We start from the raw sequence: 15,037 nt of genomic DNA, 5'->3' as shown, positions 1-15,037 counted from the left end.
GGAGAGCGCTTCCATGGCATGGAAGAGGTCATCGGTTCGATCCCGTTAGGCTCCACCATTCCTCTCGCGCGCGACGCGGCCCTCTCGGGCCTCCGCCCCCGAGATCCTTCGGTCCTCTAGATTCGACACCGGGAGCCCAGGCGGTCGCCGCGCTCGTCAGCGGGTCAGGTGCCCGAGCGGCAGGGCGGTCGTGTACTTCACCTGCCCGAGCGCGAAGCTCGAGCGGATGTTGGCCACGCCGGGGATCCGCGTGAGGTGATCGAGGACGAGCTTCTGGTACTGGCCGAGATCCTCGACCACGACCCGGAGCATGTAGTCGGCCTCGCCGCTCATCAGGTAGCACTCCATCACCTCCGGTCGGCCGCGCACCGCCTCGTCGAACGCCTGGAGCGCGGCCTGGGTCTGCTTCTCCAGCGACACGTGGACGAACACGTTGACCGCGAGCCCGAGACTGAGCGGGTCGACCACCGCCACGCAGCCGCGGATCACGCCCGCCTCCTTCAGGTCGTTGACGCGGCGCCAGCACGGCGACGTCGACAGACCCACCCGTTCGGCGAGGTCCGCGACGCTGATCTCGCTGTCCTGCTGCAAGCATTCGAGGATGCGCAAGCTCGCGGCGTCGAGGGCGGCCGGACGTGCGGGCATGGGTTCGATCTCCGGTCTCCGGCCGCTGTGCGCAGCCACGGGCGCCGGATCGGGAGCAATGACCGGCGCGGCATGATTTGCCGCCTATAACCGGCATCACGAAATATCAATCCGCGCAACGCGGAAACACAGCAAATAATCGGCATGTCCCGCCGCGGCGATCCCCGTATGATCACGCTGAACAGGGAGGCCGCGCCGATGAACGCCATACCGCCGAAAGCCACGATCGCGCGGTCCGCCGAGGTGGATCACGACCCGGCCGAGACCCAGGACTGGCTCGCCGCGCTGGAATCCGTCTTCCGCACCGAGGGCGCGGCCCGGGCCCGGTTCATCCTCGACCGCCTGGAGCGGCGCTCGAAGGAGATCGGCATCCTCGACGAGGCCCTGCCCTACTCGCCCTACCGGAACACGATCGCGCTGGAGAAGCAGCCGCGCTACCCCGGCGACCTCGACATCGAGGAGCGCCTGACCTCGATCATGCGCTGGAACGCCCTCGCCATGGTGGTGCGCGCCAATATGGCCTACGGCGAGCTCGGCGGCCACGTGGCGAGCTACGCCTCGGCGGCGGAGCTGTTCGAGGTCGGGTTCAACCACTTCTTCAAGGGCGGCACGGACGGCGACCTCGTCTATTTCCAGCCGCACTCGGCGCCGGGCGTCTACGCCCGGGCCTTCCTCGAGGGCCGGCTCTCCGAGGAGCAGCTGAAGCACTACCGCCAGGAGATCGCCGGCGACGGCCTGTGCTCCTACCCGCATCCCTGGCTGATGCCGGATTTCTGGCAGGTCCCCACCGGCTCGATGGGCATCGGGCCGATCCACGCGGTCTACCAGGCCCGGTTCATGCGCTACCTCGGCGACCGGGGTCTCGCCGACACCGGCGGCCGGCACGTCTGGGGCGTGTTCGGCGACGGCGAGATGGACGAGCCCGAGTCGATCGGCGGCCTGGCGCTCGCCGCGCGCGAGAATCTCGACAACCTGACCTTCGTCATCAACTGCAACCTGCAGCGGCTCGACGGGCCGGTGCGCGGCAACGGCCAGATCATCCAGGAGCTGGAGAGCCTGTTCCGCGGCGCCGGCTGGAACGTCATCAAGGTGCTGTGGGGCTCGGAGTGGGACGGGATCTTCGCCCGCGACACCAACCACGCCCTGCTGCGCCGCTTCGCCGAGACGGTGGACGGCAAGTACCAGACGCTCGGCGCCAAGGACGGCGCCTACAACCTCGCGCACTTCTTCGGCGAGGACCCGGAGGTGCGCGAGCTCGTCGCCCACATGTCGGACGCCGACGTCGACCGGCTGAAGCGCGGCGGCCACGACTTCCGCAAGCTCTACGCGGCCTTCGCGGTCGCCAAGGCCACCAAGGGCCGGCCGACGGTGATCCTGGCCAAGACCAAGAAGGGCTACGGCATGGGCGGCGCGGGCGAGTCGCGCATGACCGCCCACCAGGCCAAGAAGCTCGACGTCGACGCGCTGCGGGCGTTCCGCGACCGGTTCGCCCTGCCGCTGTCGGATGCCCAGGTGGAGGGTCTCGCCTTCTACAAGCCGGCCGAGGACGGCGCCGAGATGCGCTACCTGCGCGAGCGCCGGGAGACACTCGGCGGCGTCCTGCCGGCTCGCCGCCGCACCGCGCCGACCGTCGCGGTTCCGGCGCTCTCCACTTACGCGGGCTTCGCCCTGGAGGCCGGCGGCAAGGAGATGTCGACGACCACGGCGGTGGTGCGCCTGTTCGGCAACCTCCTGAAGCACAAGGATCTCGGGCCGCGCATCGTGCCGATCGTCGCCGACGAGGCGCGGACCTTCGGCATGGCCAACCTGTTCCGGCAGGTCGGGATCTACGCGCCGCAGGGGCAGCTCTACGAGCCGGAGGATGCCGGCTCCATGCTCTACTACCGCGAGGCCCGGGACGGGCAGCTCTTGGAGGAGGGCATCACCGAGGCCGGGGCGATCTCGTCCTGGACCGCGGCGGCCACGTCCTACAGCGTCCACGGCCTGTCGATGCTGCCGTTCTACATCTACTACTCGATGTTCGGCTTCCAGCGAGTCGGCGACCTGATCTGGGCGGCGGCCGACCAGCGGGCCCGCGGCTTCCTGATCGGCGCCACGGCGGGCCGCACGACGCTCGGCGGCGAGGGCCTGCAGCATCAGGACGGATCGAGCCACATGCAGGCCGCCGCGATCCCGAACTGCCGGGCCTACGATCCGGCCTTCGCGTACGAGATGGCGGTGATCGTCGACCGGGGGGCCCGGGCGATGATGGAGGAGGGCGAGGACGCCTTCTACTACCTCACCGCGATGAACGAGAACTACGCCCAGCCCTCCATGCCGCAGGGAGCGGAGGCCGGGATCCTGAAGGGCATGTACCGCCTGTCGGGGCCTGAGGCGGGAAGCGCCGCCGTGCGCCTCCTCGGCTCCGGAGCGATCCTGCCGGAGGTGATCGCGGCGGCGGCGCTGCTCGCGCAGGATTTCGGCGTCGCGGCCGAGGTGTTCAGCGTGACGAGCTTCAGCGAGCTCGCCCGCGACGCCCGGGAGGCCGAGCGGCAGGCGATGCTCAACCCGGAGGCCGAGGCGCCGGTCAGCCACGTGGCGGCGCTGCTGCCGGGCCCGGCGCCCGTCGTCGCGGCGAGCGACTACGTCCGGGCCTACCCGCAGCTGATCGCCTCCTATCTCGGCGCGCGATTCGTCGCCCTCGGCACCGACGGGTTCGGGCGGAGCGACACCCGCAACGCGCTCCGCCGCTTCTTCGAGGTCGACCGGCAGCACGTCGTCGTCGCCGCCCTGCACGCCCTCGCCGAGGCCGGCACGGTGCCGCGCGCCACGGTGGCGGACGCGATCCGCCGCTACGGCATCGCGGCGGACGCGCCCGCGCCCTGGACGATCTGAGGCCGGGCGCCCCGCCGAGGGGCGCCGCCCGTCCCACCCCTTCTCCGAACGCCCGACCTACGGACATCCGACCGCATGAGCGCCGCGCTGCAGATCGCCCTTCCGGATATCGGCGACTACCGGGACGTGCCGGTCATCGAGCTTCTGGTGAAGCCCGGCGACCGTCTCGCGGTGGACGACCTGATCCTGAGCATCGAGTCCGACAAGGCCACCATGGAGGTCCCCTCCCCGGTCGCCGGCATCGTGCGCGAGTTGCTGGTCGCGGTGGGGTCGAAGGTGTCGGAGGGAACGCCGATCCTGACGGTGGAGCCCGCGGAGGGCGGCGGGGCCGCATCGGTGCCTGGCCCATCGCCCGTTGTCGCGGCCTCGGTGCCCCCCGACCGGAGCGCGGCGCCCCTCTCCCGTGCGGGAGAGGGACAGGGTGAGAGATCAGGGCATTCCGGAGACGGCGCCCCCCTCACCCCGCCCCTCTCCCGGACGGCAGACGGAGTCGATCGCGCCTCGTCGGAGCCGATTCAGGCGACCCGCGGCGACGTGCATGCCAGCCCGTCCGTCCGCCAGCTCGCCCGCGAGCTCGGCGTGGGTCTCGACCGCGTCGCCGCCACCGGGCCGAAGGGGCGGATCCTGCGCGAGGACGTGCACGCCTTCGTCAAGGCGGCCCTCGGTGCGCCGGCCCAGGCGCCCGTCGCCGCGTCCGGGATCGGCGCCGGCCTACCGCCCTGGCCGGAGGTGGACTTCGCCAAGTACGGGCCGGTCCGGCGCGAACCGTTGTCGCGCATCCAGAGCCTCTCGGGGGCGAATCTCAGCCGCAACTGGCTGACGATCCCGCACGTGACCAATTTCGACCGTGCCGACGTCACCGAGATCGAGTCGTTCCGGCTCGGCCTGAACAAGGAGACGCGCACGCCGCCTGCCCGGGTCACCATGGTCGCCTTCCTGATCAAGGCGGCGGCCTCGGCGCTGCGCGCCTACCCGCGATTCAACGCCTCGCTCGAGGGCGGCGACCTCGTCCTGAAGGACTACGTCCATGTCGGCTTCGCGGTGGATACGCCGAAGGGCCTGATGGTGCCGGTGGTGCGCGACTGCGACCGCAAGGGCCTCATCGAGATCGCCACCGAGATGGCCGCGATGGCCGAGAAGGCCCGGTCCGGAACCCTTCCGGGCTCCGACATGCAGGGCGGCTGCTTCTCGGTCTCGTCGCTCGGCGGCATCGGCGGCGACGGCTTCACCCCGATCATCAACGCCCCCGAGGTCGCCATCCTGGGCGCGGCGCGCTCCCGCACCGAGGCGGTGTGGGACGGCAAAGCCTTCCAGCCGCGCCTGATCCTGCCGCTCAGCCTCTCTTGGGACCATCGCGTCGTGGACGGCGTCGCCGCCGCCCGCTTCCTCGGCCACGTGGCGTCGGTCCTGTCGGACCTGCGCCGCGCTCTCCTGTGACGGCCGCCGCCATGCCCGAGACCTTCGACATCCGCGTCCCCGATCTCGGGGACTACGCCGACGTGCCCGTCATCGAGATCCCGGTGGCGCCCGGCCAGCCGGTCGACAAGGACCAGACCCTGCTGGTGGTCGAGTCCGACAAGGCGACGCTGGACATCCCTTCCCCAGCGGCTGGCCGCCTCGTGGAGATGCTGGTCGGCCTCGGCGACACGGTCTCGGCCGGCACCCTCGTCGCCCGCCTCGCGGTCGAGGCGCCCGGCGCGCGCGCCGAGCCGCTCACCGCTCCGGTCCCCGCGCCGCGCCCCGCCGCGCCGCCGCCGGAGCCCCGGGCGGAGGCGGGCTGCGACCTCCTGGTGATCGGCGGCGGACCGGGCGGCTACTCGGCCGCCTTCCGGGCCGCCGATCTCGGGCAGCGGGTGGTCCTGGTCGAGCGCCACGCGACCCTCGGCGGCGTCTGCCTCAACGTGGGCTGCATCCCGTCGAAAGCGCTGCTCCACGTGGCCGCGGTCACCGAGGAGGCCGTCCGGCTGGCCGCGCACGGGATCAGCTTCGGCGCGCCGACGGTCGATCTGGAGAAGCTGCGCACCTTCAAGGCCGGCACTGTCCGCCGCCTCACCGACGGGCTCGCCCAGATGGCGCGCCAGCGCAAGGTCGAGGTGGTCCGCGGGACCGCGCGCTTCACCGGCCCCGACACGGTCTCGGTGGCGCTGCACGGGGGTTCCACGCGGGACGTGACCTTCTCCGCCGCGATCGTGGCGGCGGGCTCGTCGCCGGTGGCGCTGCCGATGCTTCCGGACGATCCGCGGATCGTGAATTCCACCGGTGCCCTCGAACTGCCCGCGGTGCCGCGCCGGCTCCTGGTGATCGGCGGCGGCATCATCGGCCTGGAGATGGCGACCGTCTACAGCGCGCTCGGCGCGCGGGTCGACGTGGTGGAGCGCCTGCCCAGCCTGCTCGAGGGCGTCGACCGGGATCTCGTGAGCGTCTGGACGAAGCGCAACGCCCACCGTTTCGACCGCGTCCTGACGGGGGTCGAGGTCGTCTCCGCCGAGGCGAGACCGGACGGGATCGCCGTGACCTTCTCGGGTGAGGCCGAGCCCGGAACCTACGACCTCGTGCTCCAGGCCGCAGGCCGCCGGCCCAACGGGGCGACGCTCGGTCTCGACGCGGCCGGCGTGGCGCTGGACGGCGGCTTCGTGCCGGTGGACGCCCAGATGCGCACGAACGTGCCGCACATCTTCGCCATCGGCGATTGCGTCGGCCAGCCGATGCTCGCCCACAAGGCGGTGCATCAGGGCCACGTCGCCGCCGAGGCGGCCGCCGGCCACAAGGCCGGGTTCGACGCGGCCGTAATCCCCTCGGTCGCCTACACCGACCCGGAGATCGCCTGGGCCGGACTCACCGAGACGGCCGCGAAGGCGGCCGGGCGGGCCGTGGAGGTCGCGCGCTTCCCCTGGGCCGCCTCGGGTCGGGCCATCGCCAACGGCGCCGATTACGGTCTGACGAAGCTGCTGTTCGACGCGCAGACCGGGCGCGTCGTCGGCGGCGCCATCGTCGGTCCGAGCGCCGGCGACATGATCGGCGAGGTCGCGCTGGCGATCGAGATGGGCGCCGACGCCACCGATATCGGCCGGACGATCCACCCCCACCCGACACTCGGCGAGACCATCGGACTCGCGGCGGAAGCCGGCCTCGGCCTCTGCACCGACCTGCCGCCGGTCGCCCGTCGGTAGGCGCGTCGACGGGCCCAAACTCGGCCGTCCCGACGCGCGGCCGGCTCGACGGATCGCCGCGTGTTGTCTAGATCTCGCCCTCCGTCGCCGGCTCGGCCGGGAAGCGGCCCGGCCGGCGCGTTCTGCCGGGCCTCGGCGCTGCGGCAGCTGGCGAAGATCTGGTGGTTCAGCTGCGAGGATATAGCCCGAGATGCTGTGGCACACCGGAAAGTCTTCCCGCCATGCCGTCCGCATTGTGCCGTCACGGGTGCGGGATCGATCGGCGTGCAGGGACCGTCGGCGCACCGGGCCCGCACCCGGCCTCCGGGTGCCGCCCCTCGCCCTCGCTGTGCTGCTGGGATCGGTCGCGGTGACCGTGTCACCGGGCTGGGCACGCGATGCCGCCGTCGCGCCGAAGCCGGCCGACGCGCCGTCACCGGCCGAGGGACCGCAGGCGCTCATCGCCTCGCTACGCAGCCGCATCCTGGCGGCGCACAGCGCGACCTTCGCCCTTGAGAGCTGGTGTGCCGACTACAAGCTCGCCGGAGACCCGCACCTCGTGGCGGAACGCGTGCCCGTGGCCGACAAGCCCCTGACGGCCGCGCAGCGCGCCCGTCTCGGGATCGGCCCGGACGAGCCGGTGCGCTACCGCCGCGTCCGCCTCGCCTGCGGGGACCGCGTGCTGTCCGAGGCGGATAACTGGTACGTGCCGGCCCGGCTCACGCCGGAGATGAACGCGACGCTGGACACCACCCGCACCCCCTTCGGCCGGGTCGTGCGCCCCCTCGCCCCGGTGCGCAGCACCGTCGAGGTACGCGCGCCGGTGCGGAGCGCCGCGCCCGGACCGGACGATCCGCTCTTCGAGATCGACGCCGTGCTGTCGACCGGGGCCGGGCAGCCGTTCTGCGAGGTCGTCGAGACGTATCTGGGCGGTGCGCTGCCGCAGGCATCGCGGTAGAACCCGACCGCGTTCTCGGTTGGGAGGAACAGGTATGGGTTCGAGGTTTCGTCGCACGGTACTGGCCCTGCTCGCGACGGGCGCGGCGTGCGCGCCGGCCCTGGCGGCCGATCCGGCCGGCGTGTGGCTGACGGAAACCGGCAGCTCGAAGGTCCGCATCGCGCCCTGCGGCGGCGGCTTCTGCGGCACGATCATCAGCGCGCCCGGGAAGGGGCTCGACGCGAAGAACCCGGATCCGGCCCTGCGCGGCCGCAGCGTCGTCGGCGTCCAGATCCTCGACGCGCGACAGCCCGAAGGCGGCGGCTTCTCGGGGTCTCTCTACAACCCGAATGACGGCAAGACCTATTCCGGTTCGCTGAAGCTCACGGGACCCGACTCGCTCGAGGTCTCCGGCTGCGTCATGAGCGTGTTCTGCAAGCGGCAGACCTGGACGCGCGTGAAGTGAGCGCGCGCGGCCGGTGCCGAAGCGAGACGGTGCCGCGTCGCAACATCGCGGGATCGATCGCGCGCGACCGAGGCTGCCAGGGTCTGGAATCAGCAAGGATTCTCATGACCCGGACATGTCTCGCCGCCCTTCTCGCCCTCGCCACCGTCGCTCCGGCCAGCGCCCAGGTCGAGGCCCGGCCCGTCGCGCCCGCTCCCGGCGCGCCGGGCGTGGTGAGCCAGCAGATCGACGCCACCGGGAACGAAGCCGCCGTGAGCTACTCGCCCACCGGCCGGCCGGCGGACACGATCTCCAACAACTCGGCGGCGGCGGGCAATGCCAACCAGCCGTCGCGGGTCGCGCCGCAGGGCGGTGGTGGCGGCGGCAGCCGGTGATGGCGCCTGCCCCCCGGTGACCCGCGCGGTGCAGGACCCGCGAGGGGGGCCGCGGTGTTCGCCCGGGGCCGGAGCGGGCGCGGGGCCCTATCGGGGCGACCGCGCCGGTCTGGCGGAAGACGATCGGGCCGCGCCGGTGACGCTGCGGCCGCTCCGCGGGCCGTCGCGCCTCAGGCGGCCTCGGTGAGGGCCTGCGCGACGGCGTCGAGGGCGGCCTCGGCCCCGGCCCCGTTCGGGCCGCCGGCCTGCGCCATGTCGCGGCGGCCGCCGCCGCCCTTCCCGCCGAGCGCCCCGGCGCCGGCCCGGACCAGCCCGACCGCGTCGTAGCGCGCGGTCAGGTCGTCGGTGACGCCGACCACCAGCCCGGCCTTGCCGTCCGGTCCGATGCCGACCACCGCCACGATGCCGGAGCCCAGGCGCTTCTTCTCCTCGTCGACGATCGGCTTGAGGTCGCGCATGTCGAGCCCCTCGATGACGGAGCGGCGGAAGGCCACCCCGCCGATCTCGGTCTGCTGCGCGCCCGAGCCCGGGCCGCCCTCGCCGCCCATGGCGAGCTTGCGACGGGTCTCGGCCAGCTCGCGCTCCAGGCGGCGCCGGTCCTCCATCAGCGCGGTCAGGCGGTCGGGCGCCTCAGAGACCGGCGCCTTGAGGATGCCGGCGAGCGCCGCCAGCGTCCGGGCCTCCTCGGCCCGGTGACGGCGCGCCGCGTCGGCCGTCAGCGCCTCGATCCGGCGCACGCCCGCGCCCACCGCGCTCTCGGCAACGATGGTGATCGCCCCGATATCGCCGGTGCGCGCGGCGTGAGTGCCGCCGCAGAGCTCCACGGAGAAGTTCCTGGCGCGCGGTTGCGCGGCGTCGCCGTCGACCGGCAGCCCCATCGAGACCACCCGCACCTCGTCGCCGTACTTCTCGCCGAACAGCGCGCGGGCGCCCGACGCGATCGCGTCGTCGACCGCCATCAGCTTCGTGACGACGGGCGCGTTCTGCAGCAGCACCGCGTTGGCGATGTCCTCGACCCGGGCGAGTTCGTCGGCCTCGATCGGCTTCGGGTGGCTGATGTCGAAGCGCAGGCGCTCGGGGCTGACCAGGGAGCCCTTCTGAGCGACGTGGTCGCCCAGAACCTGCCGCAGGGCCTCGTGCAGCAGGTGGGTGGCCGAGTGGTTGGCCCGGATCGCCTTCCGGCGGACGTTGTCGACCTTGAGCTCGACCGGCTGGTCGAGGCTCAGAGCCCCCTCCTCGACAGTGACGTGGTGGACGAACACGTCGCCGAGCTTCTTCTGTGTGTCGGTGACCCGCGCCCGCACGCCCGGAGCCAGGATCAGCCCGGTATCGCCGACCTGGCCGCCCGATTCTCCGTAGAACGGCGTCTGGTTGACGAGCACGAGGCCGGTCTGGCCCGCCGCGAGGGTGGTCACCTCGGCGCCGTCGCGCAGGAGCGCCGTGACGATGCCCTCGGCGTTCTCTGTCTCGTAGCCCAGGAACTCGGTGGCGCCGACGCGCTCGCGCAGGCCGAACCACACCGTCTCGGTGGCCGCTTCGCCGGAGCCCTTCCAGGCCTCGCGGGCCGCCTGCTTCTGGCGCTGCATCGCCGCCGCGAAGGCGTCGGTGTCCACGCCGATGCCGCGGGCCTTGAGGGCGTCCTGCGTCAGGTCGAGGGGGAAACCGTAGGTGTCGTAGAGGGTGAAGGCGGTCTCGCCGGAGAGCTTGTCGCCCTCCCGGAGGTCGCGGCTCTCGGCGTCGAGGATCGACAGGCCCCGCTCCAGAGTGCGGCGGAAGCGGGTCTCCTCGAGCTTCAGGGTCTCGGCGATCAGGCTCTCGGCCCGCATCAGCTCCGGGTAGGCCTGGCCCATCTCGCGCACGAGGGTCGGCACGAGGCGGAACATGGTGGGCTCGCGAGCGCCGAGGATCTCGGCGTGACGCATGGCCCGGCGCATGATCCGGCGCAGCACGTAGCCGCGGCCCTCGTTGCCCGGCAGCACGCCGTCGGCCACCAGGAAGGAGGACGCCCGCAGGTGGTCGGCGATCACCCGGTAGGACGCCATCGTGGCCGGCTCCGGCGCCCGCGAGACCGCGTGAGCGACGGCGTCGATCAGGGCGCGGAACAGGTCGGTGTCGTAGTTCGAGTGGACGCCCTGGAGGATCGCCGCCATGCGCTCCAGGCCCATGCCGGTGTCGATCGACGGCCGCGGCAGCGGGTTCCGGACGCCCGGCTCCAGCTGCTCGTACTGCATGAACACGAGGTTCCAGAACTCAAGGAAGCGGTCGCCGTCCTCGTCCGGCGAGCCGGGCGGGCCGCCCTGCAGCGCCGGGCCCTGGTCGATGAAGATCTCCGAGCAGGGGCCGCAAGGGCCGGTATCGCCCATCTGCCAGAAATTGTCGGAGGTCCCGATCCGGATGATCTTGTCGTCGGAGAAGCCGGCGATCTTCTTCCACAGGCCTGCGGCCTCGTCGTCGTCGGCGTAGACGGTGACGAGGAGCTTGTCGGGCTTGAGGCCGAACTCCTTGGTGATCAGCGTCCAGGCCAGCTCGATCGCGCGGTCCTTGAAGTAGTCGCCGAATGAGAAGTTGCCGAGCATCTCGAAGAACGTGTGATGGCGCGCGGTGTACCCGACATTGTCGAGGTCGTTGTGCTTGCCGCCGGCCCGCACGCATTTCTGCGCCGTCGTCGCCCGGTCGTAGGCGCGCTTCTCCATCCCGGTGAAGACGTTCTTGAACTGCACCATGCCGGCATTCGTGAACATCAGCGTCGGGTCGTTCTTCGGGACGAGGCTCGAGGACGGCACGACCTCGTGGCCCGCCTTGGCGAAGTAGTCGAGGAAGGTCGACCGGATCTCGTTGACGCCGCTCATCGGGGCTGACTCTGGCAGGACGGACGGGAAAGGGCGGCCGCGCGTCATCCGCCCGGCGCCCGCATGGCGCCCTCTTAAGGAGGGATGCCGCGCGAGTCACGGGCGGCCTGCCCCGAAATCTCCTCGGGACGCCGCAACTCGGCCACAAGCACGGCCGTGTTGTCGCCACATCTGTCAAGCGATGGTGAGTCCGTCGCGCCACGACGGCGTGTGGAGAGTCGGGATAACGATGCAGGGCCGCACGGTCGGATCGCCGAGGACCATCGCCGGTAAGCAGGGCCATTTCGGCTCGGGCCGCGCCGACGTGATCGCCGCACAGCCCATGCTGGGCCGCGCCCATGGCAGCCGCCCCGCGCTGTTCCGCTCGCTGCTCACCGTCTCGATGATCGCGGGCGGACTCAGCGCCGCGCTGATCGGATCGGGCGTGGACCTCGCCAAGGTCGGCCTGTCGCCGGCCGTGTCGGTGGCGGAGGCCGCTACCGAGATCCCGATGCCGCGCCCGCGCATCCACACCGTCGCCCTCAGCACCCCGCTGGAGCAGACGCCGCTGCGCGCCGCCGCCAGCTTCGCCCCGGTTCACGACCTCGACACCGAGCTCGGCTCCAACACGGTCGACCGGGTGTCGTACGACTTCCTGCTCTCGGAGAGCGCCGTCGGCGACCCGAACGACATCCTCGAGTTCGGCCCGATGAAGATCCGGCGCCACCTCGTGCAGACGATCGTCCGGGCGGCCCAGGCGGTCCAGACCGATCCGGTGCTGCTGATGGCGGTGGCCGACAAGGAATCGAGTTTCGTCACGGCGGTCCAGGCCAAGACCTCCTCGGCGACGGGCCTCTACCAGTTCATCGAGCGGACCTGGCTCGGCGTGGTGCGCGACTTCGGCGCCAAGTACGGGCTGGAGAAGGAGGCCGCGCTGATCACCTCCGACGCCAACGACCGGCCGGTGATCACCGATCCGGCGGAGCGCGCCCGGGTGCTGGAACTGCGCCGCGACCCGTACCTGTCGGCCCTCATGGCCGGCGAGATGCTGAAGCGCGACGCCGCCCGCATCGCCCTGCGCATCGGCCGCGAGCTGACCCTCGGCGAGGTCTACCTCGCCCACTTCCTCGGGCCGGACGATGCCGAGGAGTTCCTCGCCAACGTCGTCAACAAGCCGGCCGCCGCCGCGGCGGCGCTGCTCCCGGGCCCCGCCCGCGCCAACCGCTCGATCTTCTTCGCAGCCGGGCGCTTCGTCGGGCGCGGCCGCCACCGCAAGCCCCTGAGCCTGTCGGTCGCGCAGGTGCACGAGAAGTTCGAGGCGATGATGAGCACCCGCGGGACGCGCTATCAGAACGTCCGCCAGGTCTCCGGAATCATGGCCTATGCCGACGCCGACGCCGGCCTCGTCACGCAGTAACGGCCCTGTGACGCCGGGCGGGATTCCGAACCCCCGGCGCAACCAGCGGCGGATTGCCGACTTTCCTCCTGTGAGCGCCGAGTCCTCGAGCGGCGCGGAAGTCGACTTCGGGGGGAGTCCTTGAAAAAGCACCAGACGAGCGCACCCCTGCCGCTCACCGATACGCTGTCACCGGGTATTCCGCTCGACCAGATCGGTCAGACACTGGCGTCGTTCTACGATAATCTCGTCACCGAGGGCGTGCCGGAGCACCTCGCCGCCCTGGTCCGCCGCGTCCGGCAGAGCGAGGACGACGAGACCGCCCGGAGCGGGCCAGACGTCGCGGTGCCCGAGGCCGATCCGCCGCGCCTCGCCCTCGTCGTCGAGGATGATCCTGAGATCCGCGCCCTGGCCGAAACCCTCCTGGAAGAGACCGAGCTCGACGTGGTCGGCTGCGACAGCGCCGAGGCCGCCCTGTCGGTCCTCCAGGCGCGCGGCGGCGACGTCGCGCTGGTCTTCGCCGATGTCCGGCTGGCCGGACAGATGGACGGCCTTCAGCTGGCGCGCGCCGTGGCGACGCTGTGGCCGCGGGCCCGGCTGGTGATCACCTCCGGCCATGGCCTGCCGCGCCCCGAGCTGCCGGCCGAGGCGGTCTTCATCGCGAAGCCCTGGCGCCCCCTCGACGTGCTCGTCGAGGCGGAGCGCGCCGCGGCCGATCCGGCTCCCCCGGTGGTCTGAGGCGCTCCGCGCGGACGGGCCCGGCCCTTGCATCGCCGGTGAGCGTGTCGGCGCGAGCCCGGAGCCTGCGACCTTGCCGATCCTCTCCGTCCGCCACCGCACGGTCTACCGATACCGGCGTCCGGTCGCCTTCGGCGAGCACCGGATCATGTTCCGGCCGCGCGACAGCTACGACCAGCGGCTGATCGCGGCGACCCTCGACATCACCCCGGAGCCGGCCTCGCTGCGCTGGCTGTTCGACGTGTTCGGCAACTGCGTGGCGGTCGCGACCTTCGACACCCGGGCCGAGACCCTGACGTTCGACTGCGGCATCACCCTCGACCACGCACCGGAGCACGCGCCGGTCTTCCCGCTGGCGCCGCACGCGACCCACTACCCGTTCGGCTACGGGGCCGAGGACATGCCGGACCTCGCCCGGTCCATCGAGCGGCAGTGGCCGGACCCGCGGCACGAGGTCGATGCCTGGGCGCGGAGCTTCCTGCCGCCCGAGGGCCGGATCCCGACGCAGGAGCTGCTCGCCGCGATGACGCGCAGCGTGCGGGCGAACTTCACCTACCTCGCCCGCTCCGAGAAAGGCGTGCAGGACCCGCTGACGACCCTGCGCACCAAGCTCGGCTCGTGCCGGGACTTCGCGGTGCTGATGATGGAGGGCGTCCGGGCACTCGGCATGGCCGCCCGCTTCGTCTCCGGATACCTCTACAACCCGCGCAACGACCGTGCGCGCCACGTCGGCGGCGGCTCCACCCACGCGTGGCTGCAGGTATACCTGCCGGGCGCCGGCTGGGTCGAGTTCGACCCGACCAACGGCATCGTGGGCAATCGCGACCTGATCCGCGTGGCCGTGACCCGCGACCCCGCGCAGGCGGTGCCGCTGCACGGCTCCTTCTTCGGCCTCGCCAGCGACGATCTCGGCATGCGCGTCGACGTCGACGTGGTGGAGCTGCCCGCCGACGGGCCGGCGGCCCGAACCGTGCAGGGGCCGCACACGTCCCTGGCGCGTTGAGTCCCCTCGAGCACCGGGACCCGGAACGAGCGTGCGTGGCGACCCCGCGCGGAAGGCGACAGAGCAAGGTGGCCGCGATGAAGATCAGGACCGGTTTCGATATTGCCTTCACGCTGTCGCAGCCGACGCCGATGATCCTGATGCTGAGCGTCCATCCCGCGCGGACCGGGGACGTGCTGACCCCGCAGGCGATCCGGTTCGACCCGCCGGTCGAGGCGCGCGAGTACCGGGACGTCTTCGACAACATCTGCCACCGCATCGTCGCGCCGCCGGGCCAGCTGACGATCGCGGCCGATTTCACGGTTCAGGATTCGGGCCAGCCGGACCCGGTCGTGCCTGAGGCCCGGCAGATCCCCGTCCAAGACCTTCCTGACGACGTCCTGATCTTCCTCCTGGGCTCGCGCTACTGCGACACCGACAAGCTCTCGCAGACCGCGTGGTCCCTGTTCGGCGGCACCCCGGAGGGCTGGGCACGGGTCCAGGCGATCGTCGACTACACGCACGAGCGGATCCGCTTCGACTATCAGCGCGCCGACGCCACCCGGAGCGCGCACGATGCCTTCATGCAGCGCGTCGGCGTGTGCCGGGACTTCGCGCATCTGGCGATCACCCTGTGCCGGTGCATGA

General features: G+C 71.9%; 12 protein-coding genes. 10 read left to right on the top strand and 2 right to left on the bottom strand.

The window, feature by feature from the left end; genetic code table 11:
* Window positions 1–156 precede the first annotated feature (156 nt).
* Entirely contained in the window at window positions 157–645 is a 489-nt protein-coding gene (locus ACTJK8_RS23435) for an Lrp/AsnC family transcriptional regulator (protein ID WP_012322501.1), read from the bottom strand.
* 198 nt (window positions 646–843) lie between these two features.
* Between ACTJK8_RS23435 and mdeB the strand changes: the two genes are divergently transcribed.
* The 6 genes from mdeB to ACTJK8_RS23405 all read left to right on the top strand — a co-directional run bounded on the left by mdeB (window position 844) and on the right by ACTJK8_RS23405 (window position 8,445).
* Window positions 844–3,519: an alpha-ketoglutarate dehydrogenase gene (gene mdeB / locus ACTJK8_RS23430; RefSeq protein ID WP_440762577.1), complete on the top strand. Its 2,676-nt coding sequence runs from the start codon at window positions 844–846 to the stop codon at window positions 3,517–3,519.
* Between the two features lie 75 nt (window positions 3,520–3,594).
* Window positions 3,595–4,956 carry a 2-oxo acid dehydrogenase subunit E2 gene (locus tag ACTJK8_RS23425; protein WP_440762576.1) on the top strand — a complete coding sequence of 454 codons (1,362 nt, stop codon included), beginning with the start codon at window positions 3,595–3,597 and terminating at the stop codon, window positions 4,954–4,956.
* 11 nt (window positions 4,957–4,967) lie between these two features.
* Window positions 4,968–6,689 (top strand): dihydrolipoyl dehydrogenase, encoded by a 1,722-nt coding sequence (gene lpdA / locus ACTJK8_RS23420; protein ID WP_440762575.1) that lies wholly within the window; start codon window positions 4,968–4,970, stop codon window positions 6,687–6,689.
* 190 nt (window positions 6,690–6,879) lie between these two features.
* Window positions 6,880–7,626, top strand: coding sequence for a hypothetical protein (locus ACTJK8_RS23415; RefSeq protein WP_059409162.1), 747 nt, complete (start codon window positions 6,880–6,882; stop codon window positions 7,624–7,626).
* A 34-nt stretch (window positions 7,627–7,660) separates the two neighbouring features.
* On the top strand, window positions 7,661–8,071 hold the full coding sequence (locus tag ACTJK8_RS23410) for a DUF2147 domain-containing protein (RefSeq protein WP_012322496.1): 411 nt from the start codon (window positions 7,661–7,663) through the stop codon (window positions 8,069–8,071).
* Between the two features lie 104 nt (window positions 8,072–8,175).
* Complete coding sequence (locus tag ACTJK8_RS23405) at window positions 8,176–8,445, top strand: hypothetical protein (protein WP_012322495.1); 270 nt, start codon at window positions 8,176–8,178, stop codon at window positions 8,443–8,445.
* 170 nt (window positions 8,446–8,615) lie between these two features.
* On the opposite strand, the gene alaS is transcribed toward ACTJK8_RS23405, so the two are convergent.
* Window positions 8,616–11,294: an alanine--tRNA ligase gene (gene alaS / locus ACTJK8_RS23400; protein ID WP_440762574.1), complete on the bottom strand. Its 2,679-nt coding sequence runs from the start codon at window positions 11,292–11,294 to the stop codon at window positions 8,616–8,618.
* Between the two features lie 229 nt (window positions 11,295–11,523).
* Between alaS and ACTJK8_RS23395 the strand changes: the two genes are divergently transcribed.
* The 4 genes from ACTJK8_RS23395 to ACTJK8_RS23380 all read left to right on the top strand — a co-directional run.
* A complete protein-coding gene (locus tag ACTJK8_RS23395) occupies window positions 11,524–12,690 on the top strand; it encodes a transglycosylase SLT domain-containing protein (protein ID WP_012322493.1) in 1,167 nt (388 codons plus the stop codon).
* A gap of 120 nt (window positions 12,691–12,810) precedes the next feature.
* Entirely contained in the window at window positions 12,811–13,407 is a 597-nt protein-coding gene (locus ACTJK8_RS23390; protein WP_083743781.1) for a response regulator, read from the top strand.
* A 73-nt stretch (window positions 13,408–13,480) separates the two neighbouring features.
* A complete protein-coding gene (locus tag ACTJK8_RS23385; RefSeq protein ID WP_024828000.1) occupies window positions 13,481–14,410 on the top strand; it encodes a transglutaminase family protein in 930 nt (309 codons plus the stop codon).
* Between the two features lie 77 nt (window positions 14,411–14,487).
* On the top strand, window positions 14,488–15,037 hold a 550-nt coding region (locus ACTJK8_RS23380), incomplete at its 3' end, for a transglutaminase domain-containing protein (RefSeq protein ID WP_440762573.1).

This window comes from Methylobacterium sp. 22177 (genome assembly GCF_052045615.1).
In the GTDB taxonomy this organism is placed as follows: domain Bacteria; phylum Pseudomonadota; class Alphaproteobacteria; order Rhizobiales; family Beijerinckiaceae; genus Methylobacterium; species Methylobacterium radiotolerans.
Note: the sequence above shows the minus strand (reverse complement) of the source record. Positions and strands in the feature narration are given on the sequence as shown.

Coding starts and splice junctions, on each gene's coding strand:
- ACTJK8_RS23435 (WP_012322501.1), bottom strand. CDS start 645: ATGCCCGCACGTCCGGCCGCCCTCGACGCCGCGAGCTTGCGCATCCTC.
- mdeB (WP_440762577.1), top strand. CDS start 844: ATGAACGCCATACCGCCGAAAGCCACGATCGCGCGGTCCGCCGAGGTG.
- ACTJK8_RS23425 (WP_440762576.1), top strand. CDS start 3,595: ATGAGCGCCGCGCTGCAGATCGCCCTTCCGGATATCGGCGACTACCGG.
- lpdA (WP_440762575.1), top strand. CDS start 4,968: ATGCCCGAGACCTTCGACATCCGCGTCCCCGATCTCGGGGACTACGCC.
- ACTJK8_RS23415 (WP_059409162.1), top strand. CDS start 6,880: ATGCTGTGGCACACCGGAAAGTCTTCCCGCCATGCCGTCCGCATTGTG.
- ACTJK8_RS23410 (WP_012322496.1), top strand. CDS start 7,661: ATGGGTTCGAGGTTTCGTCGCACGGTACTGGCCCTGCTCGCGACGGGC.
- ACTJK8_RS23405 (WP_012322495.1), top strand. CDS start 8,176: ATGACCCGGACATGTCTCGCCGCCCTTCTCGCCCTCGCCACCGTCGCT.
- alaS (WP_440762574.1), bottom strand. CDS start 11,294: ATGAGCGGCGTCAACGAGATCCGGTCGACCTTCCTCGACTACTTCGCC.
- ACTJK8_RS23395 (WP_012322493.1), top strand. CDS start 11,524: ATGCAGGGCCGCACGGTCGGATCGCCGAGGACCATCGCCGGTAAGCAG.